Origin of the sequence: Citrobacter telavivensis (genome assembly GCF_041807075.1) — a bacterium.
Classification (GTDB): domain Bacteria; phylum Pseudomonadota; class Gammaproteobacteria; order Enterobacterales; family Enterobacteriaceae; genus Citrobacter_A; species Citrobacter_A telavivensis.
Map to the genome: position 1 here is coordinate 1,031,362 of NZ_JBGUBF010000001.1, position 23,340 is coordinate 1,054,701.

General features: G+C 54.0%; 25 protein-coding genes. 23 read left to right on the forward strand and 2 right to left on the reverse strand.

The window, feature by feature from the left end; all coding sequences use genetic code 11:
- Positions 1-222 precede the first annotated feature (222 nt).
- Positions 223-1,176, forward strand: coding sequence for a 23S rRNA pseudouridine(955/2504/2580) synthase RluC (gene rluC, locus ACERJC_RS04910; protein ID WP_178823139.1), 954 nt, complete (start codon positions 223-225; stop codon positions 1,174-1,176).
- A 77-nt stretch (positions 1,177-1,253) separates the two neighbouring features.
- Here the strand turns inward: rluC and ACERJC_RS04915 are convergent, their stop codons facing one another.
- Positions 1,254-1,838: a Maf family protein gene (locus ACERJC_RS04915; protein ID WP_042319634.1), complete on the reverse strand. Its 585-nt coding sequence runs from the start codon at positions 1,836-1,838 to the stop codon at positions 1,254-1,256.
- A 197-nt stretch (positions 1,839-2,035) separates the two neighbouring features.
- On the opposite strand from ACERJC_RS04915, the gene yceD reads away from it, so the two are divergent.
- The 14 genes from yceD (at position 2,036) to ptsG (ending at position 14,590) form a co-directional block, all read left to right on the forward strand.
- Positions 2,036-2,557, forward strand: a complete 522-nt coding sequence (gene yceD, locus ACERJC_RS04920) for a 23S rRNA accumulation protein YceD (protein WP_152405074.1) — start codon at positions 2,036-2,038, stop codon at positions 2,555-2,557.
- Between the two features lie 16 nt (positions 2,558-2,573).
- Positions 2,574-2,747 (forward strand): 50S ribosomal protein L32, encoded by a 174-nt coding sequence (gene rpmF / locus ACERJC_RS04925; RefSeq protein WP_000290727.1) that lies wholly within the window; start codon positions 2,574-2,576, stop codon positions 2,745-2,747.
- A gap of 80 nt (positions 2,748-2,827) precedes the next feature.
- On the forward strand, positions 2,828-3,904 hold the full coding sequence (plsX, locus tag ACERJC_RS04930; RefSeq protein WP_072015706.1) for a phosphate acyltransferase PlsX: 1,077 nt from the start codon (positions 2,828-2,830) through the stop codon (positions 3,902-3,904).
- A gap of 77 nt (positions 3,905-3,981) precedes the next feature.
- Positions 3,982-4,935 carry a beta-ketoacyl-ACP synthase III gene (gene fabH, locus ACERJC_RS04935; RefSeq protein WP_046479400.1) on the forward strand — a complete coding sequence of 318 codons (954 nt, stop codon included), beginning with the start codon at positions 3,982-3,984 and terminating at the stop codon, positions 4,933-4,935.
- Between the two features lie 15 nt (positions 4,936-4,950).
- Complete coding sequence (gene fabD / locus ACERJC_RS04940; protein ID WP_373671173.1) at positions 4,951-5,880, forward strand: ACP S-malonyltransferase; 930 nt, start codon at positions 4,951-4,953, stop codon at positions 5,878-5,880.
- Positions 5,881-5,892: 12 nt separating this feature from the next.
- Complete coding sequence (fabG, locus tag ACERJC_RS04945) at positions 5,893-6,627, forward strand: 3-oxoacyl-ACP reductase FabG (RefSeq protein WP_373671174.1); 735 nt, start codon at positions 5,893-5,895, stop codon at positions 6,625-6,627.
- Positions 6,628-6,904: 277 nt separating this feature from the next.
- Positions 6,905-7,141, forward strand: a complete 237-nt coding sequence (gene acpP, locus ACERJC_RS04950; RefSeq protein WP_000103754.1) for an acyl carrier protein — start codon at positions 6,905-6,907, stop codon at positions 7,139-7,141.
- A gap of 86 nt (positions 7,142-7,227) precedes the next feature.
- Positions 7,228-8,469, forward strand: coding sequence for a beta-ketoacyl-ACP synthase II (gene fabF, locus ACERJC_RS04955; RefSeq protein ID WP_152405072.1), 1,242 nt, complete (start codon positions 7,228-7,230; stop codon positions 8,467-8,469).
- A gap of 120 nt (positions 8,470-8,589) precedes the next feature.
- The gene (pabC, locus tag ACERJC_RS04960) at positions 8,590-9,399 is read left to right on the forward strand and encodes an aminodeoxychorismate lyase (protein ID WP_371895999.1); all 810 of its coding nucleotides are present in this window, start codon (positions 8,590-8,592) and stop codon (positions 9,397-9,399) included.
- A gap of 2 nt (positions 9,400-9,401) precedes the next feature.
- A complete protein-coding gene (gene yceG, locus ACERJC_RS04965; protein WP_373671175.1) occupies positions 9,402-10,424 on the forward strand; it encodes a cell division protein YceG in 1,023 nt (340 codons plus the stop codon).
- The gene (gene tmk, locus ACERJC_RS04970) at positions 10,414-11,055 is read left to right on the forward strand and encodes a dTMP kinase (RefSeq protein WP_373671176.1); all 642 of its coding nucleotides are present in this window, start codon (positions 10,414-10,416) and stop codon (positions 11,053-11,055) included. Before yceG ends, tmk begins: the two co-directional genes overlap by 11 nt.
- Positions 11,052-12,056, forward strand: a complete 1,005-nt coding sequence (gene holB / locus ACERJC_RS04975) for a DNA polymerase III subunit delta' (protein ID WP_373671177.1) — start codon at positions 11,052-11,054, stop codon at positions 12,054-12,056. The genes tmk and holB overlap by 4 nt, the downstream gene beginning before the upstream one ends.
- 10 nt (positions 12,057-12,066) lie before the next feature.
- On the forward strand, positions 12,067-12,864 hold the full coding sequence (locus tag ACERJC_RS04980) for a metal-dependent hydrolase (protein WP_286633092.1): 798 nt from the start codon (positions 12,067-12,069) through the stop codon (positions 12,862-12,864).
- 292 nt (positions 12,865-13,156) lie between these two features.
- On the forward strand, positions 13,157-14,590 hold the full coding sequence (gene ptsG / locus ACERJC_RS04985; protein ID WP_042319612.1) for a PTS glucose transporter subunit IIBC: 1,434 nt from the start codon (positions 13,157-13,159) through the stop codon (positions 14,588-14,590).
- 117 nt (positions 14,591-14,707) lie between these two features.
- On the opposite strand, the gene fhuE is transcribed toward ptsG, so the two are convergent.
- A complete protein-coding gene (fhuE, locus tag ACERJC_RS04990) occupies positions 14,708-16,903 on the reverse strand; it encodes a ferric-rhodotorulic acid/ferric-coprogen receptor FhuE (protein ID WP_373671178.1) in 2,196 nt (731 codons plus the stop codon).
- Positions 16,904-17,254: 351 nt separating this feature from the next.
- Between fhuE and hinT the strand changes: the two genes are divergently transcribed.
- The 8 genes from hinT to ACERJC_RS05030 all read left to right on the forward strand — a co-directional run bounded on the left by hinT (position 17,255) and on the right by ACERJC_RS05030 (position 23,330).
- Positions 17,255-17,614: a purine nucleoside phosphoramidase gene (hinT, locus tag ACERJC_RS04995; protein WP_046479571.1), complete on the forward strand. Its 360-nt coding sequence runs from the start codon at positions 17,255-17,257 to the stop codon at positions 17,612-17,614.
- A gap of 2 nt (positions 17,615-17,616) precedes the next feature.
- Positions 17,617-17,991, forward strand: a complete 375-nt coding sequence (locus ACERJC_RS05000) for a YcfL family putative periplasmic lipoprotein (protein WP_152406350.1) — start codon at positions 17,617-17,619, stop codon at positions 17,989-17,991.
- A 22-nt stretch (positions 17,992-18,013) separates the two neighbouring features.
- Positions 18,014-18,646 (forward strand): penicillin-binding protein activator LpoB, encoded by a 633-nt coding sequence (lpoB, locus tag ACERJC_RS05005; protein WP_042319606.1) that lies wholly within the window; start codon positions 18,014-18,016, stop codon positions 18,644-18,646.
- Positions 18,627-19,451, forward strand: coding sequence for a thiamine kinase (thiK, locus tag ACERJC_RS05010; protein ID WP_373671179.1), 825 nt, complete (start codon positions 18,627-18,629; stop codon positions 19,449-19,451). Before lpoB ends, thiK begins: the two co-directional genes overlap by 20 nt.
- Positions 19,452-19,461: 10 nt before the next feature.
- Positions 19,462-20,487 carry a beta-N-acetylhexosaminidase gene (gene nagZ / locus ACERJC_RS05015; RefSeq protein ID WP_152405064.1) on the forward strand — a complete coding sequence of 342 codons (1,026 nt, stop codon included), beginning with the start codon at positions 19,462-19,464 and terminating at the stop codon, positions 20,485-20,487.
- 21 nt (positions 20,488-20,508) lie between these two features.
- Complete coding sequence (ycfP, locus tag ACERJC_RS05020) at positions 20,509-21,051, forward strand: alpha/beta hydrolase YcfP (RefSeq protein ID WP_152405063.1); 543 nt, start codon at positions 20,509-20,511, stop codon at positions 21,049-21,051.
- 246 nt (positions 21,052-21,297) lie between these two features.
- Positions 21,298-22,602, forward strand: coding sequence for an NADH-quinone dehydrogenase (gene ndh, locus ACERJC_RS05025; RefSeq protein WP_152405062.1), 1,305 nt, complete (start codon positions 21,298-21,300; stop codon positions 22,600-22,602).
- A 188-nt stretch (positions 22,603-22,790) separates the two neighbouring features.
- Positions 22,791-23,330, forward strand: a complete 540-nt coding sequence (locus tag ACERJC_RS05030) for a glycine zipper 2TM domain-containing protein (protein ID WP_152405061.1) — start codon at positions 22,791-22,793, stop codon at positions 23,328-23,330.
- Positions 23,331-23,340: the final 10 nt, after the last annotated feature.

Genomic DNA, 23,340 nt, shown 5'->3' on the forward strand with positions numbered 1-23,340 from the left:
AGCACGGAAGCGGTGACATTATTCCACTGCTAACCTTGTTATAGCAAGATGACTTTTACCATTTATCACCCGCTTACTCACAGTTTTTTCACTTCTGCGCGGTGATTGGTTTAATAACCACCAAATCAGTCATGAAGCACGTGAGTGAAGAAGGATAAAGATAAATATAAGCATAGAAAAATGAGTGGCGCTAATCCTTATGGCTATTTAGAATCGGCCCCCATGAAAACAGAGACTCCATCCGTAAGAATAGTTGCTATTACTGCTGACGAAGCGGGGCAACGTATTGATAACTTTTTGCGCACGCAGCTCAAAGGCGTACCGAAAAGTATGATTTATCGCATTTTGCGTAAAGGCGAAGTGCGGGTGAATAAAAAACGCATCAAACCCGAATATAAACTGGAAGCGGGCGATGAAGTGCGTATTCCGCCAGTTCGCGTGGCTGAGCGTGAAGACGAGGCCGTATCACCGCATCTGCAAAAAGTGGCGGCGCTGGCTGACGTCATCCTTTATGAAGACGACCATATCCTGGTGCTGAATAAACCGTCGGGAACCGCTGTGCATGGAGGGAGCGGGTTAAGCTTTGGCGTGATTGAGGGGTTACGTGCCCTGCGTCCGGAAGCCCGTTTCCTCGAACTGGTACACCGCCTTGACCGCGATACGTCCGGTGTGCTGTTGGTGGCGAAAAAACGATCGGCACTGCGTTCGCTGCATGAGCAACTGCGTGAAAAGGGGATGCAGAAGGATTATCTCGCTCTGGTACGCGGGCAGTGGCAGTCGCATGTCAAAACGGTTCAGGCACCTTTATTGAAAAACATTCTGCAAAGCGGCGAACGCATTGTGCGGGTGAATCAGGAAGGCAAACCGTCGGAAACGCGCTTTAAAGTAGAAGAGCGCTACGCCTTTGCTACGCTTGTTCGCTGTAGCCCGGTGACCGGCCGTACGCACCAGATCCGAGTCCACACCCAGTATGCGGGGCATCCAATTGCTTTTGACGATCGCTACGGTGACCGCGAGTTCGATAAACAACTGGCGGGAACCGGCTTATCGCGTCTGTTCCTGCATGCGGCAGCGCTGAAGTTCACCCATCCAGGTACCGGTGAGGTATTGCGCATTGAAGCGCCGATGGACGATCGGTTGAAGCGTTGCTTGCAGGCGTTACGTAAACCCGCCTGATTGCCGCGAACGCAACTAATCAGGCCTACAAATCATGCGTAGGCCTGATAAGCGTAGCGCCATCAGGCAAGACACGGTTATGCTTTGAGCGGGTTCATCTCTTCCCGACGTAACATCTGACACAGCGCGATCAGCGGCAAACCAATCAGCGTGTTGGGGTCGCGACCCTCCAACCGTTCAAAGAGAGCAATCCCCAGTCCTTCGCTTTTAAAACTCCCTGCGCAGTGTAGCGGGCGCTCTTTGCGCACGTAGTCTTCAATTTCCGTCTCGCTGAGATGGCGGAAATGAACGTCAAACGGCTCCACCTCCGTCTGTAAATGTCCCGTCGCAGAGTTATACAGCGCCAGACCCGTATAGAACGTAATGATATTGCCGCTGGCTTTGGCTAGCTGCTGGCAGGCTTTCTCTTCCGTTAAGGGTTTACCGGTGATCTCGCCGTCCAGCACGCACACCTGATCGGAACCAATAATAAGATGTGCAGGGAAGCGGTGAGCCAGTGACTGCGCTTTCTCCTGCGCAAGGCGAGTGACTAAGTGGCGAGGACTCTCCGCGGGCATTGGCGTTTCGTCTACCTCAGGGGCCGCGCATTCAAAGGGCATCGCCAGTTTTTCCAGCAGGGCGCGGCGCCAGGGAGATGTGGAGGCAAGAATGAGATTAGGCATATTTTTTCCACCAGATATAGCGTATTGATGAGAGCCATTTTAAACTATGCTCTTCGTCCTTCAGGTATGCCACTTTGGTGTCACCTGAGCGAAAATAAGTCTGTAAACCGCAATGTGTGCGAATTATTGGCAAAAGGCAACCGCAGGCTGCCTTTTTCTTTGACTATATGACGTTACAAAGTTAATATGCGCGCCCTATGCAAAAGGTAAAATTACCCCTGACTCTTGATCCGGTTCGTACGGCTCAAAAACGCCTCGATTATGAAGGTATCTATACTTCTGATCTGGTAGAGCGCGTCGCCGATTCTGTAGTCAGTGTGGACAGTGATGTGGAATGCTCCATGTCGTTCGCTATCGATAACCAACGTCTTGCCGTTATTACCGGTGATGCAAAGGTTTCGGTAACGCTCGAATGTCAGCGTTGCGGGAAGCCGTTTCCTTATCATGTTCACACAACGTATTGTTTCAGTCCGGTTCGTTCTGACGAACAGGCTGAAGCACTCCCGGAAGCGTATGAGCCGATTGAGGTTAACGAATTCGGTGAAATCGATCTGCTTGCAATGGTAGAAGATGAAATTATCCTCTCCTTGCCGGTAGTTCCGGTGCATGATTCTGAACACTGTGAAGTGTCCGAGGCGGACATGGTCTTTGGTGAACTGCCTGATGAAGCGCAAAAACCAAACCCATTTGCCGTATTAGCCAGCTTAAAGCGTAAGTAATTGAGGAGTAAGGTCCATGGCCGTACAACAGAATAAACCAACCCGTTCCAAACGTGGCATGCGTCGTTCTCATGACGCTCTGACCGCAGTCACCAGCCTGTCTGTAGACAAAACTTCTGGTGAAAAACACCTGCGTCACCACATCACTGCCGACGGTTACTACCGTGGCCGCAAGGTAATCGCTAAGTAATCACGCATCCGCGTGATGAAGCTTAGTGAGGAACTTCCCCGTTGCTACGGGGAAATACCAAACCAGGCGGCGAAACGACTTTGACACGTCTAACCCTGGCGTTAGATGTCATGGGGGGAGATTTCGGCCCTTCCGTGACAGTGCCTGCAGCATTGCAGGCACTGAATTCTAATTCACAACTCACACTTCTTTTAGTCGGGGATCCCGATACAATCACGCCATTACTCGCTAAAGCTGACTTTGAACAACGTTCGCGTCTGCAGATTATCCCTGCACAGTCAGTTATCGCCAGTGATGCCCGGCCTTCGCAGGCAATCCGCGCCAGTCGCGGTAGCTCGATGCGTGTGGCGCTGGAACTCGTGAAAGAAGGGCGAGCACAAGCTTGTGTCAGCGCCGGGAATACCGGGGCGCTCATGGGACTTGCAAAATTATTGCTCAAACCGCTGGACGGTATTGAGCGTCCTGCGTTGGTGACGGTTTTACCTCACCAGCAGAAAGGAAAGACGGTGGTCCTCGATTTGGGGGCAAATGTCGATTGCGACAGCAACATGCTGGTGCAATTTGCCATTATGGGCTCGGTGCTTGCGGAAGAAGTGGTCGGTATCAACAACCCTCGCGTGGCCTTGCTCAACATCGGTGAAGAAGAAACCAAGGGTCTCGACAGTATTCGGGATGCTTCTGTGGTGCTAAAAACAATCCCTTCCATCAATTACATCGGCTATCTTGAAGCCAATGAGTTATTGACGGGGAAAACGGATGTTCTGGTATGTGACGGTTTTACAGGCAATGTCACATTAAAGACGATGGAAGGTGTTGTCAGAATGTTCCTTTCACTGCTGAAATCTCAGGGTGAGGGTAAAAAACGGTCGTGGTGGCTGCTGATATTAAAACGTTGGTTACAAAAAAGCCTGGCGAGGCGATTCAGTCACCTCAACCCCGACCAGTATAATGGCGCCTGTCTGTTAGGATTGCGCGGCACGGTGATAAAAAGTCATGGTGCAGCCAATCAGCGAGCGTTTACCGTCGCGATTGAACAGGCAGTGCAGGCGGTGCAGCGACAAGTTCCTCAGCGAATTGCCGCTCGCCTGGAATCTGTATACCCAGCTGGATTTACAATGCTGGACGCTGGCAATGGCGACACATCACAGCCACACTGATTACGGTGTGGCGTGAGAGCCCCAGCCTCTTAGCCGTTGTGATGCGCGGTATATAACCAAAAAGTGACTGAGCGTACATGTATACAAAGATTATTGGTACTGGCAGCTATCTGCCTGAACAGGTGCGGACTAACGCCGATCTGGAAAAAATGGTCGATACGTCTGACGAGTGGATTGTCACCCGTACAGGTATCCGTGAACGCCATATTGCTGCGCCGAATGAAACCGTCTCAACGATGGGTTTTGAGGCGGCCCAACGCGCGCTGGAAATGGCGGGCATTGATAAAGAACAGATTGGCTTGATTGTGGTGGCGACCACCTCAGCGACACATGCTTTCCCCAGCGCGGCGTGCCAGATTCAGAACATGCTGGGCATCAAAGGCTGCCCGGCGTTTGACGTCGCCGCAGCATGTGCCGGTTTTACTTACGCGTTGAGCGTCGCCGATATGTACGTTAAATCCGGCGCGGTTAAACACGCGCTGGTGATCGGTTCCGATGTTCTGGCGCGCACCTGCGATCCGACCGATCGTGGAACCATCATTATTTTTGGCGATGGTGCGGGTGCCGTGGTGCTGAGCACTTCCGACAAGCCGGGCATCATCTCTACCCACCTGCATGCTGACGGTCGCTATGGCGAACTGCTGACGCTGCCGAATGCCGATCGTGTGAATCCGGAAAATTCGATTCATCTGACGATGGCGGGCAATGAAGTGTTCAAAGTGGCGGTGACTGAACTGGCGCACATCGTCGACGAGACGCTGGAGGCCAATAACCTTGACCGCTCCGAACTCGACTGGCTGGTTCCGCACCAGGCTAACCTGCGTATCATCAGCGCGACGGCCAAAAAGCTGGGCATGTCAATGGACAATGTGGTGGTGACACTGGACAGGCATGGCAACACGTCTGCGGCCTCCGTCCCTTGCGCGTTGGATGAAGCCGTGCGTGACGGACGTATTAAAGAAGGTCAGCTTGTGTTGCTTGAAGCCTTTGGCGGTGGATTCACCTGGGGCTCCGCGCTGGTTCGTTTCTAGTATAAGGATTTAAACATGACGCAATTCGCATTTGTGTTCCCTGGACAGGGTTCCCAGACCGTTGGAATGTTAGCCGATATGGCGGCAAGTTACCCCATCGTCGAAGAGACTTTCGCTGAAGCTTCTGCGGCGCTGGGCTATGACCTGTGGGCGTTGACCCAACAGGGGCCGGCTGAAGAACTGAACAAGACCTGGCAGACGCAGCCTGCGCTGTTAGCCGCGTCTGTTGCGCTGTATCGCGTCTGGCAGCAACAGGGCGGTAAAGCACCAGTGCTGATGGCGGGTCATAGCTTGGGTGAATACTCTGCGCTGGTTTGTGCCGGTGTCATTAATTTTGCTGATGCAGTGCGTCTGGTTGAACTGCGTGGTAAATTCATGCAGGAAGCGGTTCCGGAAGGCACCGGCGGCATGTCTGCTATCATCGGTCTTGATGATGCGTCCATTGCGAAAGCCTGTGAAGACGCGGCAGAAGGCCTGGTCGTCTCACCGGTGAACTACAACTCGCCGGGTCAGGTCGTTATTGCCGGGCATAAAGAAGCCGTTGAGCGTGCTGGTGCAGCCTGTAAAGCTGCCGGTGCGAAACGTGCGCTGCCGTTACCGGTGAGCGTACCGTCTCACTGTGCGCTGATGAAGCCGGCGGCGGAAAAACTGGCGGCGGAATTAGCTAAAATACCCTTTAACGCGCCGTCTGTACCGGTTATTAACAACGTGGATGTGAAGTGCGAAACTGACGCGAACGCCATTCGCGATGCGCTGGTGCGCCAGTTGTACAGTCCGGTACAGTGGACGAAGAGCGTCGAATTAATGGCGTCGCAGGGTGTCGAACACCTGTATGAAGTGGGACCGGGTAAAGTCCTCACGGGCCTGACGAAACGTATTGTTGATACCCTGACGGCCTCGGCTCTGAACGAACCGGCGGCGATGTCGGTGGCACTTGCGCAATAAAAGAGGAACACCATGAGTTTTGAAGGAAAAATCGCGCTGGTTACCGGTGCAAGTCGCGGTATTGGCCGCGCAATTGCAGAGACGCTCGTTGCCCGTGGCGCGACCGTTATCGGAACCGCGACCAGCGAAAGTGGCGCTCAGGCCATTAGCGATTACTTAGGTGCGAAGGGTAAAGGTCTGATGTTGAATGTGACTGATCCTGCATCTATCGAATCTGTTCTGGAAAAAATTCGCGCAGAATTTGGTGAAGTGGATATCCTGGTTAATAATGCCGGTATCACACGTGATAACCTGCTGATGCGAATGAAAGATGATGAGTGGAGCGATATTCTCGAAACCAATCTTTCATCAGTTTTCCGCCTGTCAAAAGCGGTAATGCGCGCTATGATGAAAAAACGTCATGGGCGGATTATCACTGTCGGTTCTGTGGTTGGTACCATGGGAAATGCGGGTCAGACTAACTACGCTGCGGCGAAAGCGGGTCTGATCGGCTTCAGTAAATCGCTGGCGCGCGAAGTTGCGTCCCGCGGTATTACGGTGAACGTTGTTGCTCCGGGCTTTATTGAAACGGACATGACGCGTGCGCTGACTGATGAGCAGCGTGCGGGTACGTTGGCGGCAGTTCCTGCAGGTCGTCTTGGCGATCCGAAAGAGATCGCCAGTGCGGTTGCATTTTTAGCCTCTGACGAAGCAGGTTACATCACGGGTGAGACTTTGCACGTCAACGGCGGGATGTATATGGTTTAACCACGAGATACGCAAAATCATCCAAATTGTATCAAGGCGGCAAGACCGAAAAGCCTGCGAGCATAGATGACTATGTGACCAGGCATGGAGGACGCAGCCAACACAGAGACAATTTGAAGGGTGACGCGTAGAAAAATATTTGCGTTATTATAGGTCTTGGCCTCAAAATAACGTAAAATCGTGGTAAGACCTGCCGGGATTTAGTTGCAAATTTTTCAACATTTTATACACTACGAAAACCATCGCGAAAGCGAGTTTTGATAGGAAATTTAAGAGTATGAGCACTATCGAAGAACGCGTTAAGAAAATTATCGGCGAACAGCTGGGCGTTAAGCAGGAAGAAGTTACCAACAATGCTTCTTTCGTTGAAGACCTGGGCGCAGATTCTCTTGACACCGTTGAGCTGGTAATGGCTCTGGAAGAAGAGTTTGATACTGAGATTCCGGACGAAGAAGCTGAGAAAATCACCACCGTTCAGGCTGCCATTGATTACATCAACGGCCACCAGGCGTAAGTGAACATCTCCAGGCGGTCATTCGACCGCCTGAGTTTTATCTTTTTGTCCCACTTGAATCAATTATCCCTCCCTGGAGGACAACCGTGTCTAAGCGTCGTGTAGTTGTGACCGGACTGGGCATGTTGTCTCCTGTCGGCAATACCGTAGAGTCTACCTGGAAAGCTCTCCTTGCCGGTCAGAGTGGCATCAGCCTGATCGACCATTTCGATACTAGCGCCTATGCAACGAAATTTGCTGGCTTAGTAAAGGATTTTAACTGTGATGACATTATCTCGCGCAAAGAACAGCGCAAGATGGATGCCTTCATACAATATGGAATTGTTGCAGGCTGGCAGGCCATGCAGGATTCTGGCCTTGAAGTAACGGAAGAGAACGCATCCCGTATTGGTGCCGCTATCGGCTCTGGTATTGGCGGTCTCGGACTGATTGAAGAAAACCATAGTTCTCTGGTGAACGGTGGACCGCGTAAAATCAGCCCATTCTTCGTTCCGTCGACGATTGTTAACATGGTGGCAGGTCACCTGACCATTATGTATGGCCTGCGTGGGCCGAGCATCTCTATCGCGACCGCCTGCACCTCAGGCGTACATAACATCGGTCAAGCCGCGCGTATCATTGCATACGGCGATGCGGACGCGATGGTCGCGGGCGGTGCTGAAAAAGCCAGTACGCCACTGGGCGTAGGCGGCTTTGGCGCAGCACGTGCGCTGTCTACCCGCAATGAAAACCCGCAAGCAGCCAGCCGCCCGTGGGACAAAGAGCGCGATGGCTTTGTACTGGGTGATGGTGCGGGCATGGTCGTACTGGAAGAGTATGAGCATGCAAAAGCGCGCGGTGCAAAAATTTATGCTGAAGTCGTTGGCTTCGGGATGAGCAGTGACGCTTACCACATGACGTCACCGCCGGAAAACGGTGCTGGCGCAGCTCTGGCGATGGTCAACGCGCTGCGTGATGCGGCAATTGAACCTGGTCAGATTGGTTACGTTAACGCCCACGGGACATCCACGCCGGCTGGCGATAAAGCAGAAGCGCAGGCGGTTAAATCCGTCTTTGGCGATGCGGCAAGCCGAGTGATGGTGAGTTCCACGAAGTCCATGACCGGTCACCTGCTGGGTGCAGCGGGCGCGGTAGAGTCGATCTATTCTATCCTGGCGCTGCGCGATCAGGCTGTTCCGCCGACCATCAACCTGGATAACCCGGATGAAGGTTGCGATCTGGACTTCGTTCCTCACGAAGCGCGTCAGGTCAGCGGAATGGAGTACACGCTGTGTAACTCCTTCGGTTTCGGTGGAACTAACGGTTCATTGATCTTTAAAAAGGTCTGACCGCCGTTCTGCTTCCTGGCTAAAAGAGGTCCGCTTGTCGGGCCTTTTTTATTGCGTGCACTTCCCTTGTCCTGCGCCATCCATCCTGCGACACTAACGTGCCACTCATAAGGAGCCACTATGTTCTTGATCAATGGCCGTGAACAGGAATCTCTTCCCGCAAGCGATCGCGCTATCCAGTTTGGCGATGGTTGTTTTACCACTGCGCGTATTCTCGACGGCGCGGTTTCGCTGCTGGCGGCGCATCTGCGGCGTTTGCAGGTGGCCTGCACGACATTGCAGATCGCCTTTGATGACTGGGACGCGCTTGAACGGGAAATGACCACGCTGGCCGCTGGTCATTCGCGCGCGGTTCTGAAGGTGATCATCAGTCGTGGCAGTGGGGGACGAGGATACAGCGGCGCGAATTGCCATGACAGCACCCGCATTCTCTCCGTCTTTGCGTATCCGCAACATTATGACCTCTGGCGCGAGCAAGGGATCGTGCTCGCCTTAAGCCCGGTTCGTCTGGGCCGCAACCCTCTGCTCGCCGGTATTAAGCACCTGAACCGTCTCGAACAGGTGCTGATCCGCTCTCATCTTGAGCAGACGGACGCCGATGAGGCGCTGGTTCTTGACAGTGAGGGCTGGGTTACGGAATGCTGTGCGGCTAATTTATTCTGGCGAAAAGACAATGTGGTCTACACGCCGCGCCTCGATCAGGCGGGAGTGAACGGTATTATGCGACAATTCTGTATCCGGAAACTGGCACAATCGTCTTTTCAGGTTGTCGAAACGAATGCCCGCGAAGAAGCGCTGCAACATGCCGATGAAATGGTGGTCTGTAATGCGCTGATGCCGATCGTGCCCGTTCGGGCTTATGGCGCTAACACGTTGTCTTCACGTGCATTATTTGAGTTTCTGGCCCCATTGTGTGAGCATCCGAATTAGTCATGAAAAAATTGTTTCGTGTTGTCCTTTTACTGGTTGTTGTATTGGGCATTGCCGCAGGCGCGGGAATGTGGAAAGTTCGCCATCTGGCGGACAGTAAAATCCTGATTACAGAAGAGACCATTTTTACCCTCAAACCGGGAACCGGTCGTCTGGCCCTGGGCGAGCAACTGTATGCGGATCGGGTCATTAATCGTCCTCGCGTGTTTCAATGGCTGCTACGGGTCGAGCCGGATCTTTCCCACTTTAAGGCGGGAACCTATCGTTTAATGCCGGGCATGAGCGTGCGCGAGATGCTGCAACTGCTGGAAAGCGGGAAAGAAGCACAGTTCCCTCTACGACTGGTGGAAGGCATGCGGTTAAGTGATTATCTCAAGCAACTGCGCGACGCGCCGTACATCAAACATACCCTGAGTGATGACAACTACGAAACCGTCGCAAAAGCGCTGGGCCTGGAGAATACAGAGGAGCTGGAAGGTTGGTTCTGGCCTGATACCTGGATGTATACCGCCAACACCACAGATATTGCCTTGCTCAAGCGCGCGCATCAAAAGATGGTGAAGGCGGTTGAGCGCATCTGGGAAGGGCGAGCGGAAGGGTTGCCCTATAAAGATCAAAATCAACTGGTAACGATGGCCTCGATCATTGAGAAAGAGACGGCCATTGCCAGCGAACGCGATCGGGTCGCCTCCGTCTTTATTAACCGCCTGCGCGTCGGGATGCGTCTGCAAACCGATCCTACCGTGATCTACGGGATGGGGGAGCGTTATAATGGCAAGATCTCGCGCGCGGACCTGGAGACGCCAACGGCCTATAATACCTACACTATCACCGGGCTCCCGCCGGGACCCATTGCGATGCCAGGTGAAGCCTCGCTGAAAGCGGCGGCGCACCCGGCTAAAACACCGTATCTCTATTTTGTGGCCGACGGTAAAGGCGGCCATACTTTTAATACTAATCTTGCCAGCCATAACCGGTCGGTGCAGGACTACCTGAAAGTGCTTAAGGAAAAAAATGCGCAGTAATTATATCGTCATCGAGGGGCTGGAAGGCGCCGGAAAAACGACCGCAAAAAATGTTGTGGTTGAGACGCTTGAACAACTCGGTATTCGCAACATGGTTTTTACCCGCGAGCCGGGCGGTACACAGCTGGCAGAAAAACTGCGTAGCCTGGTGCTGGATATCCGTTCGGTCGGTGACGAAACCATTACCGTAAAGGCCGAAGTGCTGATGTTTTACGCCGCGCGCGTGCAACTGGTTGAAACGGTGATCAAACCTGCGCTTGAAGAGGGTAAATGGGTGATTGGTGACCGTCACGACCTGTCCACACAGGCGTATCAGGGCGGTGGGCGTGGGGTCGATCAGCAGATGCTGGCGACGCTGCGCGATGCCGTGCTGGGGGACTTTCGCCCGGATTTAACGCTTTACCTGGACGTCACGCCAGAGGTGGGTTTGAAACGCGCCCGTGCCCGTGGTGAACTGGACCGCATCGAACAGGAATCGTTTGATTTCTTCAATCGTACCCGCGCCCGCTATCTGGAGCTCGCAGCCCAGGACCCCAGCATCCGGACAATTGATGCGACGCAACCGCTGGATACCGTGATGAACGATATCCGTACCACCATCACCGAGTGGGCGAAGGAGCAGGGCGAATGAAATGGTATCCATGGTTACGACCTGATTTCGAAAAACTGGTAGCCAGCTATCAGGCGGGAAGGGGTCACCATGCGCTACTGATTCAGGCTTTACCGGGGATGGGCGACGACGCATTGATCTATGCGCTGAGCCGCTATCTGCTTTGCCAACAACCGGAAGGGCACAAAAGCTGTGGTCACTGCCGTGGCTGCCAGTTGATGCAGGCAGGCACGCATCCGGATTACTATTCTCTGTTCCCTGAAAAAGGGAAAAACACGCTGGGCATTGATGCAGTACGTGAAGTGAGTGAAAAACTGTATGAGCGTGCGCGGCTGGGCGGAGCAAAAGTGGTCTGGATCCCGGATGCGGCACTGATGACGGATGCCGCTGCCAATGCGCTGCTTAAAACGCTGGAAGAACCGCCCGCGCAAACCTGGTTCTTTCTCGCCAGTCGTGAACCCGCGCGATTACTGGCGACACTGCGTAGCCGATGCCGTTTACACCATCTCGCGCCACCGGCGGAACAGTACGCGGTATCGTGGCTTGCGCGAGAAGTGACAGCGTCACAAGACACGTTATTGACCGCGCTGCGCCTGAGCGCCGGTTCTCCGGGCGCGGCGCTGACATTACTGGACGCCGAAAGTTGGTCCCAGCGCGACGCGCTGTGTCAGGCGCTGGCAAGCAGCATCCCTGCGGGTGACTGGTATTCATTATTGACGGTGCTGAATCACGAACAGGCGCCTGCCAGACTACACTGGCTGGCGACATTAATGATGGATGCGCTTAAACGACAGCACGGGGCCACCGCGATGACCAACGCGGATGCCGGGCAACTTATCGCCACGATTGCCGGCCAGTTGTCTCAGATGCGTATTCAGGCAATCCTTAACGCCATTTGCCACTGTCGCGAACAGCTGCTTAACGTGACCGGAATAAACCGTGAACTGGTGTTAACCGATCTTCTTCTGCAAATCGAACATTATCTGCAACCAGGCACCGTGTTGCCTGTTCCCCACCTGTAAGAGAAACATTATGTTTTTAGTCGACTCGCACTGCCATCTTGATGGCCTGGATTATCAATCTCTGCATAAGGATGTGGATGACGTGCTGGCGAAGGCGGCCGCGCGCGATGTGAAATTCTGTCTGGCGGTGGCAACGACGCTGCCGGGATACCGCGGCATGCGGGAACTGGTTGGTCAGCGCGATAACGTCGTTTTCTCCTGCGGCGTGCATCCGCTAAATCAGGACGAACCGTATGATGTGGAAGAACTGCGTCATCTGGCGGCTGACGAGGGCGTTGTGGCGATGGGAGAGACGGGGCTGGACTATTTTTATACCCCTGAGACGAAAGTGCGCCAGCAGGAGTCGTTCATTCAGCATATCCAGATCGGTCGTGAACTGAACAAGCCGGTTATCGTCCACACGCGCGATGCCCGCGTTGATACGCTGGCGATTCTTCGCCATGAAAACGTGACGGATTGTGGCGGCGTACTACACTGTTTTACAGAAGACAGAGAAACGGCGGGTAAACTACTGGATCTGGGCTTTTATATCTCCTTTTCCGGCATTGTGACCTTCCGTAATGCTGAACAGTTACGTGACGCCGCGCGGTATGTGCCGCTGGATCGACTGCTGGTGGAGACGGATTCCCCGTATCTCGCGCCGGTGCCGCATCGGGGGAAAGAGAACCAGCCTGCGATGGTTCGCGACGTGGCAGAATACATGGCCGTATTGAAAGGTGTGGCGGTTGAAGAGCTGGCGCAGATAACCACCGATAACTTTGCCCGCCTGTTCCATATCAACGCTTCCCGTCTGCAGTCAGCCTCGTAGTTGAGTTTTTTTAAAGCTCGTAATTAATAATTAAAGCGAGTAAAGTTCACCGCCACAAAGTGGGCGGTGAATGAGCAATCTGACACATTCTGATACCCTTTTTGGCAAAATGTGCAACTTGATGCGCTCTCCAGAGTTGAAACGTGATAGCCGTCAAACTATATTTCGCCGATTTATTTTACTCTGTGTAATAAATAAAGGGCACTTAGATGCCCTGTCCACGGCGGGGTTCTCCCCCCTCGCCAATGCGTGTGAACGTAGAAAGCACAAATACTCAGGAGCACTCTCAATTATGTTTAAGAATGCATTTGCTAACCTGCAAAAGGTCGGTAAATCGCTGATGCTGCCGGTATCCGTATTGCCTATCGCAGGTATCCTGCTGGGCGTCGGTTCCGCAAACTTCAGCTGGCTGCCAGCCGTTGTATCGCACGTGATGGCAGAAGCCGGCGGTTCTGTTTTTGCAAACATGCCGCTGATTTTCGCTATTGGTGTCGCGCTTGGCTTTACCAACAACGATGGCGTTTCGGCTCTGGCTTCGGTTGTCGCCTATGGCATTATGGTGAAAACCATGGCTGTGGTCGCGCCGCTGGTTCTGCATTTACCTGCTGAAGAAATCGCAGCAAAACACCTTGCGGATACGGGTGTACTCGGGGGGATTATCTCCGGTGCGATTGCAGCGTACATGTTTAACCGCTTCTACCGTATCAAGCTGCCTGAGTATCTGGGCTTCTTTGCTGGTAAGCGCTTCGTGCCGATCATTTCTGGTCTGGCGGCGATCTTTACCGGTGTGGTCCTGTCCTTCATTTGGCCGCCGATCGGTACTGCTATCCAGACGTTCTCTCAGTGGGCTGCTTACCAGAACCCGGTCGTGGCGTTCGGTATTTACGGCTTCATTGAACGCTGCCTGGTACCGTTTGGTCTGCACCACATCTGGAACGTTCCTTTCCAGATGCAGATTGGCGAGTACACCAACGCGGCAGGTCAGGTCTTCCACGGCGATATTCCTCGCTACATGGCGGGCGACCCGACTGCGGGTATGTTGTCTGGTGGCTTCCTGTTCAAAATGTATGGTCTGCCGGCTGCTGCCATTGCTATCTGGCACTCCGCTAAACCAGAAAACCGCGCCAAAGTGGGCGGTATCATGATCTCCGCTGCGCTGACCTCGTTCCTGACCGGTATCACCGAGCCGATCGAGTTCTCCTTCATGTTCGTTGCGCCGATCCTGTACGTTATCCATGCGATTCTGGCTGGGCTGGCGTTCCCGATCTGTATCCTGCTAGGTATGCGTGACGGTACGTCGTTCTCACACGGTCTGATCGACTTTATCGTGCTGTCCGGTAACAGCAGCAAGCTGTGGTTGTTCCCGATTGTGGGTGCGGGCTATGCGATTGTTTACTACACCATCTTCCGCGTGCTGATTAAAGCGCTGGATCTGAAGACTCCGGGTCGTGAAGATAATACCGACGACGCGAAAGCGGGCGCGACCAGTGAAATGGCACCGGCGCTGATTGCGGCGTTTGGGGGTAAAGAAAACATCACTAACCTGGATGCGTGCATTACCCGTCTGCGCGTCAGCGTGGCTGACGTGGCGAAAGTGGATCAGGCTGGCCTGAAAAAACTGGGTGCGGCAGGTGTGGTGGTTGCCGGTTCCGGTGTTCAGGCGATTTTCGGTACGAAGTCCGATAACCTGAAAACTGAGATGGATGAATACATCCGTAACAGCTAAGACCGAATAAGTTGGGGAGAACTAAGGCAGCCAAATGGCTGCCTTTTTTACATTCTGGAACACCTGATGACGCGCTGATAACCGGGTAAAGCGCCAACGCCGTCATCGACAGGGCGATCAGAACTGATAGTTTGCGGTGATGCTCACGTTGCGCGGCTCACCATAAACAATCGATCCTTCGACGTTGGTGTCGTAGGTTTTATCGAACAGGTTGTTAACGTTACCCTGCACAGAGAAGTTTTTGGTCACCTGGTAGCGGGTGAACAGATCCACCAGCGCGTAACTGCCTTGTTCTGCGCGGAAGGTGCCGTATGGCGTCGCGGTGTCGGTGTACACGCGGTTCTGCCAGTTCACGCCGCCGCCCACGGTCAGGTCGGGCATTACCGGCAGACGGTAGCTGGTGAACAGCTTGACGCTGGTACGCGGCAGATTCGGATTGACGGCGTTGCCTTCATTATCTTCCGCAACGTACCGCGTTGCGCCAAAGGTCATCTGCCAGTTATCGGTGATCGCCCCGTTAACTTCGAATTCAACCCCTTTGCTGACGGTTCCGTTCGCCGTTTTATACGCGATATCGCCATTGGTACCCGGAATTGGGGCACCTGTCGATTGGGCAACGTTATCTTGCTCAATGCGGAACACGGCGAGGGTGGTGGTCAGTCGGCTGTTCATCCAGTCGGACTTCAGACCTACCTCATAGTTGTTGCCGGTGACCGGCGTGAGGTATTTCCCGCTGCTGTCGCGTTTGTTCTGCGGCTGGAAGATAGAGGTGTAGCTGGCGTAAGTTGACCAGTTATCATTGATGTCGTAAACCAGACCGGCATATGGCGTGGTGTGGTTTTTCTCCATGCTGTAGCTCAGGGTATCGACACGCCAGTTGGTGTAGCGTGCGCCGAGGATCAGGTGCAACGGGTCAGCCAGCGAAATACGCGTCGCAGCGTACAGCGACTTCATGTGCGTGGTGTCGTCCTGGGCCAGCGACTGGGGTGCCCAGTCGGTTTGCGGGAAGTTGCCATTGAAGTTATTGAAACTGCCAATCTCAGCCGGGAAGACGTTTGCCCAGGAGCTGAAATAGCGGTTGTTCTGTTTGCTGTAGCTGCCGCCAAACATCAGGTTGTGCTGACGACCGAACAGGTCATAACCACCGTCGGCAAAGAGATCCAGCGCATCAACCTTACGCTTGCCGCTGTTCCAGCCCGTGCCGCCAACGTAGTCATAGCCCGGTCCGTAGCTGCCGTAAGGACCGACCAGCATGCCATCTGCCTTATTCACGTAAGCATCGACATACATCGTTTTACTGTCGAATTTGATTTCCGAGTGGGTCGCATTCATCGTCGCCTGCCAGGTGTCGGCAAAACGCTGTTTGAGTGTGACAAAGACTTTGTTGATCTCTTTATCGTTATACGCCCAGTCTGGCGCGGTGCTGCGGGCGCGGTCGTAGCTGTTTTTGCTGCCGTCGGTATTCCAGCGTGGCAGACCACCCCAGGTAGGGCTGTCCACTTTGATTTTCTGATATTCATAGCCGGCGGCAAGGCTGGTGGTTTCACCCAGGTCAGCATCAATAATGCCCGAGAAGAAGTTTTTCTCGCTGTGATAGCGATCGAGCCAGGAGTCGTTGTCCTGATAACCCGCCACAATGCGTGCGCGCACATTACCGTCATCGGTGAGCGGACTTTGCAGATCCATCACGTAGCGCTGTTTGTTCCAGCTGCCATATTCCGCCGATACGTTGCCTTTGAACTCACGACTGGTCGCGTGTTTACGGATCATATTGATGGAGGCCGACGGGTTGCCCGTACCGGTCATCAGACCGTTTGAGCCGCGCACCACTTCCACGCGCTCGTAGAGTGCCATATCGGTGAGGGCATCACCCAGATTCCAGCGGGATTCGAAATAGGTCGGAATACCATCGACCATGTAGTTATCAATCTGGAAACCACGGGAGAAGTAGCTGACGCGGTCAGAGTCCGCCTGGCTTTTGCTGATCCCGAGCGTGCTGTCCATCACGTCGCCCAGCGTTTGCAACTGCTGGTCATCCATGCGTTGCTCGCTGATGATGCTGACCGACTGCGGAATATCGCGTTGGGTCATCATCATTTTGGTTCCGGCGGTAGTGGATTTGACGCTGTAATCCCGTTCGTCGCTGTCCGGGGTGGTCGCTGGCGCAGAACCGTCGACAATGACGGTCTCTTCTGGCGTGGTCGCCGCGAGACTCATGGATGGCATCAGTGCCATAGCGATGCAGGCTGCCAGCAACGATGGTGTTGCAACAGCCTGACATTGTTCATCCCTGTTGTGTGTTGTGAAAGACATCAGAAAGCCCTTAATCGTGAACGAGTCCTGGCTCAGGCCGTAAGAGGTGGCGATGAGCCCCTTTTTATTTTTCTAACCATTAAATGCGCATGAAAATGCAAATGCGAAATATACGCATTCATATTATCTCTGTAAACAGATGTAACTTGCTTTCTGAAATCTTGTTTCACTACTTTTTTGCGCAGGAGAGGGGACAAATGGCGATAAGCGCATCACTGAGGCGATTTTTTGCTTAAGAAATCGTGGGTTAAGGTTGAAAGAGCGGGGTTAAGTCGCTAATACTCTATACTCGCAGTGTGGCTCAGCGTAGCATGACATCACGCATGGCTATTTTTAGAAAAGGAAAACGTCGTGGCAGAAGAGACTATATTCAGCAAGATTATTCGTCGTGAAATCCCTTCCGATATCGTTTACCAGGATGACCTGGTGACGGCATTCCGGGATATTTCACCGCAGGCGCCTACACACATTCTGATCATCCCCAACGTTCTGATCCCGACGGTGAATGATGTTACCGCTGAGCATGAACAAGCGCTGGGACGGATGATTACCGTTGCGGCAAAAATTGCCGAACAGGAAGGCATTGCCGAAGATGGCTACCGCTTGATCATGAACACCAATCGTCATGGCGGCCAGGAGGTGTATCACATCCATATGCATCTGTTGGGCGGTCGCGCGCTCGGTCCTATGCTCGCGCACAAAGGGCTGTAATGATGATCAGAGGATGCATTGCGCTTTCGCTGGGTCTGCTCTTACTTGCCGGGTGCCGTTCTCATCCTGAGATCCCGGTAAGCGATGAGCAGTCGCTGGTGATGGAGTCGACGCTACTGGCGGCGGGGATCACCGCGCAAGAGCCGACGTTGACCACGTCTGATATTCAGCCCTCTGCATCCTCAACGCTGTATAACGAAAGGCAAGAACCCGTTACCGTTCATTATCGCTTTTACTGGTATGACGCCAGAGGGCTGGAGATGCACCCTCTGGAAGCGCCACGCAGCGTGACGATACCGGCGCATTCGTCGGTCACGTTGTATGGCAGCGCCAATTATCTGGGGGCGCACAAAGTCAGACTTTATCTTTATTTGTAAGGGGTGAATCTTGAAGACAAAAATGAGTCGCTACGCATTGATAGCCGCGCTGGCGATGTTCCTGTCCGGTTGTGTGGTGCAACGTGAACCTGCACCGGTTGATGAGGTGAAACCCACACCGGAACAGCCCGCGCAGCCGCAAGAACCCGCTCCGGGGGTACCTTCGGTTCCCACGATCCCGGGACAGCCGGGTCCTATTGAACATGAGGATCAGACCGCGGCACCGGCGCCGCGCATACGCCATTACGACTGGAATAGCGCGATGCAGCCGATGGTCGGCAAAATGCTGCAGGCCGATGGCGTCACGGCGGGGAGCGTACTGCTGGTCGATAGCGTCAATAACCGCACTAACGGTTCGCTAAACGCAGGCGAAGCCACGGAAACGCTGCGTAATGCGCTGGCGAACAATGGCAAATTTACCCTGGTCTCCGCGCAACAGCTGTCGCTGGCAAAACAGCAGTTAGGGCTGTCGCCGCAGGACAGTCTGGGAACGCGCAGCAAGGCGATTGGTATTGCCCGTAACGTCGGCGCGCACTATGTGTTGTATTCCAGTGCTTCGGGTAACGTCAACGCGCCATCGCTGCAAATGCAATTAATGCTGGTACAAACTGGCGAGATAATCTGGTCAGGTAAAGGTGCCGTTCAGCAGCAATAACATACCAGGGCGCGACGCGGTGCTGTTGCGCTACTTTCCGCACTATCGTCCCGTCGCCGAAGGCCAGCGTGGTCTTAGCGGCGGGAGCGTGATTATTGAAAACTCAACCCAGCGGCTGGTTCTTCGCCGTCATCACGATCCCGATGCGCCGCCAGCGCATTTTTTACGCCAGTATCACGCCTTATCGCGGTTACCTGAACACCTTGCACCAAAGCCGCGTTTTTACATACCCGGCTGGATGGCGGTGGACTATGTCCCTGGCGAGATAAAATCGGGGCTGCCGGATGCCGACGAACTGGCGGGCTTACTGTATTATCTTCATCAGCAGCCTCGGTTCGGCTGGCGTATCCATGTGCTACCGTTGCTGGAGCAATACTGGCAGGGGAGCGATCCGGCACGACGAACCCCGAACTGGCTGAGCGCGCTGAAACGTCTGCGCAAGCAGGGCGAGCCGCGTCCGCTGCGCCTCGCGCCGCTGCATATGGATGTCCATGCCGCGAATATCGTTCACGGCCCGGCAGGCCTGCGGCTGATTGACTGGGAATACGCCGGGGACGGCGATATCGCCCTTGAGCTGGCGGCGGTGTGGGTGGAGGATGTTCTGCAACACTGGCAACTGGTGCAGGCCTATGCCGTTCGCGCGCGCATGGACGGGCAACAATTATGGCAACAGGTCAGACGCTGGTATCCGTGGATACTGATGCTGAAGGCCGGTTGGTTTGAATACCGCTGGCAACAGACCGGCGAACGACAATTTATCAGTCTGGCTGATGCAACCTGGCGGCAGCTGGCAACGAAGGATTAAGGAGAGCAGTGTGGGTCCAGTAATGTTGGATGTCGAAGGGTTTGAGCTGGATGCGGAAGAGCGGGAGATCCTGGCTCATCCGCTGGTGGGCGGTTTGATTCTGTTTGCGCGCAATTACCACGACCCGGCTCAGTTACGTGAACTGGTGCGCCAGATCCGCGCGGCGTCGCACAACCATCTGGTGGTCGCCGTCGATCAGGAAGGTGGGCGCGTACAGCGTTTCCGTGAAGGATTTACCCGGTTGCCAGCCGCGCAGTCCTTTGCGGCGCTGCACGGGCTGGAAGAGGGCGGCAGGCTGGCAGAAGAGGCCGGATGGCTGATGGCCAGTGAAATGATCGCGATGGACATCGATATCAGCTTTGCGCCGGTGTTGGATGTCGGGCATATCAGCGCCGCCATTGGTGAACGTTCTTATCATGCTGACCCACTCAACGCGCTGGCGATGGCGACCCGTTTTATTGACGGCATGCATGCGGCGGGAATGAAAACCACCGGCAAACATTTCCCGGGCCACGGCGCGGTTACCGCGGATTCGCATAAAGAGACGCCAACCGATCCGCGTCCTGAAGCGGAAATTCGTGCCAAAGATATGTCGGTTTTCCGTACGCTAATCTCGGAAAACAAGCTGGACGCCATCATGCCGGCGCACGTCATTTACAGCGCTGTCGATCCGCGTCCGGCGAGCGGTTCCCCGCACTGGCTGAAAACGGTTTTGCGCCAGGAGCTAGGCTTTGACGGCGTTATTTTCTCTGATGACCTGTCGATGGAAGGGGCGGCAATCATGGGCAGCTATGCCGAGCGCGGGCAGGCATCGCTGGACGCGGGTTGTGATATGATTCTGGTCTGCAATAATCGTAAAGGGGCGGTCAGTGTGTTAGATAATCTGTCGCCGATCAATGCAGAGCGTGTTACACGTTTGTATCATAAAGGTTCATTTTCGCGTCAGGAACTGATGGACACGGCACGCTGGAAAACCGTCAGCGCGCAGCTCAACCAGTTACATGAACGCTGGCAGGAAGAGAAAGCAGGTCATTAACGCACGTTTGGTGAGGATGCGATGATTATCTATTTACACGGTTTCGACTCCAGCAGTCCGGGAAACCACGAAAAAGTCTTGCAGCTGCAGTTTATCGACCCGGACGTCAGACTGATAAGCTACAGCACGCGTCATCCGAAACATGACATGCAGCATCTGCTGAAAGAAGTGGACAAAATGTTGCAGCTCAATGTTGATGAGCGTCCGTTGATTTGCGGCGTTGGCCTCGGTGGCTACTGGGCTGAACGCATTGGTTTTCTTTGTGATGTTCGCCAGGTGGTGTTTAATCCGAACCTGTTCCCGTATGAAAATATGGAAGGCAAGATCGATCGTCCGGAAGAGTATGCGGATATTGCGACCAAGTGTGTGACCAATTTTCGCGAGAAAAATCGCGATCGTTGCCTGGTCATTCTCTCGCGTCATGACGAAGCCCTGAACAGTCAGCGCGCTTCTGAAGAGCTACACCATTTCTATGAGATCGTGTGGGACGAAGAGCAGACGCATAAGTTTAAGAATATTTCGCCGCACCTGCAGCGAATCAAGGCGTTTAAGACATTGGGCTAAAACCTGCGTCAGCCGGAATCGTCGGATCAAGCCAGCCTTCGGGCTGGTTTTTTTTGCCTGTTTTTCCGGCATTGTCTATCTTTTCAGCAGCAAAACTTGATACACATCAATTTTGGTATGACCAATGCACCGCATGTGTTATTCTCACTCTCGAAGGACATTTTCATTGTCGTAACTTGTTGTTAATTAAAGGCTATGTTTATAACGTTTAATTAACAATTGGTTAATCATTTTAAGGGGGTCACGTTGACTACACCACTGAAAAAGATCGTGATTGTCGGCGGGGGAGCTGGCGGACTGGAAATGGCGACGCAGTTAGGGCACAAGCTGGGTCGCAAGAAAAAAGCGAAAATCACGCTGGTTGACAGGAATCACAGCCACCTGTGGAAACCTCTGCTGCACGAAGTCGCGACCGGATCGCTCGATGAAGGCGTGGACGCGCTGAGCTATCTGGCGCATGCCCGTAACCACGGCTTCCAGTTCCAACTGGGTTCTGTGATGAATATCGATCGCGAAGCGAAAACCATCACCATCGCAGAACTGCGCGATGAGAAGGGTGAGCTGCTGGTGCCTGAGCGCAAAATTGCCTGGGACACGCTGGTGATGGCGCTGGGCAGTACCTCCAACGACTTCAACACGCCGGGCGTGAAAGAGAACTGTATCTTCCTTGATAACCCGCATCAGGCACGTCGTTTCCATCAGGAAATGCTGAACCTGTTCCTGAAATATTCCGCGAATCTTGGCGCGAACGGCAAGGTGAATATTGCAATCGTCGGCGGCGGCGCCACCGGCGTAGAGCTGTCAGCGGAACTGCATAACGCAGTGAAGCAGTTGCATAGTTACGGTTATAAAGGGCTGACCAACGACGCGCTGAACGTGACGCTGGTGGAAGCCGGTGAACGCATTCTGCCTGCGCTGCCGCCGCGTATCTCTGCAGCGGCGCATAACGAGTTAACAAAGCTTGGCGTTCGCGTCCTGACCCAGACGATGGTGACCAGTGCGGATGCGGGCGGCCTGCATACCAAAGACGGCGAATATATTGAAGCCGACCTGATGGTCTGGGCGGCGGGGATCAAAGCGCCGGACTTTATGAAAGAGATTGGCGGCCTGGAGACCAACCGGATTAATCAACTGGTGGTAGAACCGACGTTGCAGACAACCCGCGATCCTGATGTTTACGCGATTGGCGACTGTGCCTCCTGCGCGCGTCCGGAAGGGGGCTTTGTGCCGCCACGTGCTCAGGCTGCGCATCAGATGGCGACCTGCGCGATGAACAACATTCTGGCACAGATGAACGGCAAGCCGCTGAAAGCGTATCAGTACAAAGATCACGGTTCGCTGGTTTCGCTCTCTAACTTCTCGACCGTCGGCAGTCTGATGGGCAACCTGACGAAAGGGTCGATGATGGTGGAAGGGCGTATCGCTCGCTTTGTCTACATCTCTCTGTACCGTATGCACCAGATTGCGCTGCACGGCTATTTCAAAACCGGTCTGATGATGCTGGTGGGCAGCATTAACCGTGTGATCCGTCCGCGTCTGAAACTGCATTAATCCTGCCTGGCTCAGCACCGTCTGCTGGCGGTGCTGAGCGCCTTCATCATCATTCTTCTTCTACCTTCAGAGTTCTCTGAATCATCCTGTTTTAGCCGCGATCAGCGATATTTTCATCCACTGTCTGATGGGCGTCTTATTGCATTGGTTGCAAAATTGTAACCAATAGCAAAGAAGGAGGATCTCCCGTGAATAAATCGATGTTGGCGGGTATAGGGATTGGCGTAGCTGCTGCGCTGGGTGTGGCGGCGGTTGCCAGTCTGAACGTGTTTGATCGTGGCCCACAGTATGCTCAGGTGGTTTCTGCAACACCGATCAAAGAGACGATTAAGACGCCGCGTCAGGCGTGTCGCAACGTGACGGTGACGCATCGCAAACCTGTTCAGGATGAGAACCGCATAACCGGTTCGGTGCTGGGTGCGGTTGCCGGTGGCGTGATTGGTCATCAGTTTGGCGGCGGACGAGGTAAAGACGTGGCGACGGTGGTCGGGGCGTTGGGGGGCGGTTACGCCGGTAACCAAATCCAGGGCTCAATGCAGGAAAACGACACGTATACGTCCACACAGCAACGCTGCAAAACCGTCTATGACAAATCGGAAAAAATGCTCGGTTACGACGTCACCTACAAAATTGGCGACCAGCAGGGCAAGATTCGCATGGATAAAGATCCTGGCACGCAGATCCCGCTGGATAACAACGGCCAGTTGATTCTGAATAACAAAGCGTAAAAAAGCTGTA

Excerpts from the sequence above, each read along its gene's own strand:
- tmk (WP_373671176.1), top strand. The coding sequence starts at position 10,414 with ATGCGCAGTAATTATATCGTCATCGAGGGGCTGGAAGGCGCCGGAAAA.
- rluC (WP_178823139.1), top strand. The coding sequence starts at position 223 with ATGAAAACAGAGACTCCATCCGTAAGAATAGTTGCTATTACTGCTGAC.
- yceG (WP_373671175.1), top strand. The coding sequence starts at position 9,402 with ATGAAAAAATTGTTTCGTGTTGTCCTTTTACTGGTTGTTGTATTGGGC.
- fabD (WP_373671173.1), top strand. The coding sequence starts at position 4,951 with ATGACGCAATTCGCATTTGTGTTCCCTGGACAGGGTTCCCAGACCGTT.
- fabH (WP_046479400.1), top strand. The coding sequence starts at position 3,982 with ATGTATACAAAGATTATTGGTACTGGCAGCTATCTGCCTGAACAGGTG.
- fhuE (WP_373671178.1), bottom strand. The coding sequence starts at position 16,903 with ATGTCTTTCACAACACACAACAGGGATGAACAATGTCAGGCTGTTGCA.
- ACERJC_RS04915 (WP_042319634.1), bottom strand. The coding sequence starts at position 1,838 with ATGCCTAATCTCATTCTTGCCTCCACATCTCCCTGGCGCCGCGCCCTG.
- fabG (WP_373671174.1), top strand. The coding sequence starts at position 5,893 with ATGAGTTTTGAAGGAAAAATCGCGCTGGTTACCGGTGCAAGTCGCGGT.
- ACERJC_RS05000 (WP_152406350.1), top strand. The coding sequence starts at position 17,617 with ATGATCAGAGGATGCATTGCGCTTTCGCTGGGTCTGCTCTTACTTGCC.
- ycfP (WP_152405063.1), top strand. The coding sequence starts at position 20,509 with ATGATTATCTATTTACACGGTTTCGACTCCAGCAGTCCGGGAAACCAC.
- pabC (WP_371895999.1), top strand. The coding sequence starts at position 8,590 with ATGTTCTTGATCAATGGCCGTGAACAGGAATCTCTTCCCGCAAGCGAT.
- yceD (WP_152405074.1), top strand. The coding sequence starts at position 2,036 with ATGCAAAAGGTAAAATTACCCCTGACTCTTGATCCGGTTCGTACGGCT.
- lpoB (WP_042319606.1), top strand. The coding sequence starts at position 18,014 with ATGAGTCGCTACGCATTGATAGCCGCGCTGGCGATGTTCCTGTCCGGT.
- holB (WP_373671177.1), top strand. The coding sequence starts at position 11,052 with ATGAAATGGTATCCATGGTTACGACCTGATTTCGAAAAACTGGTAGCC.
- ptsG (WP_042319612.1), top strand. The coding sequence starts at position 13,157 with ATGTTTAAGAATGCATTTGCTAACCTGCAAAAGGTCGGTAAATCGCTG.
- rpmF (WP_000290727.1), top strand. The coding sequence starts at position 2,574 with ATGGCCGTACAACAGAATAAACCAACCCGTTCCAAACGTGGCATGCGT.
- acpP (WP_000103754.1), top strand. The coding sequence starts at position 6,905 with ATGAGCACTATCGAAGAACGCGTTAAGAAAATTATCGGCGAACAGCTG.
- ACERJC_RS04980 (WP_286633092.1), top strand. The coding sequence starts at position 12,067 with ATGTTTTTAGTCGACTCGCACTGCCATCTTGATGGCCTGGATTATCAA.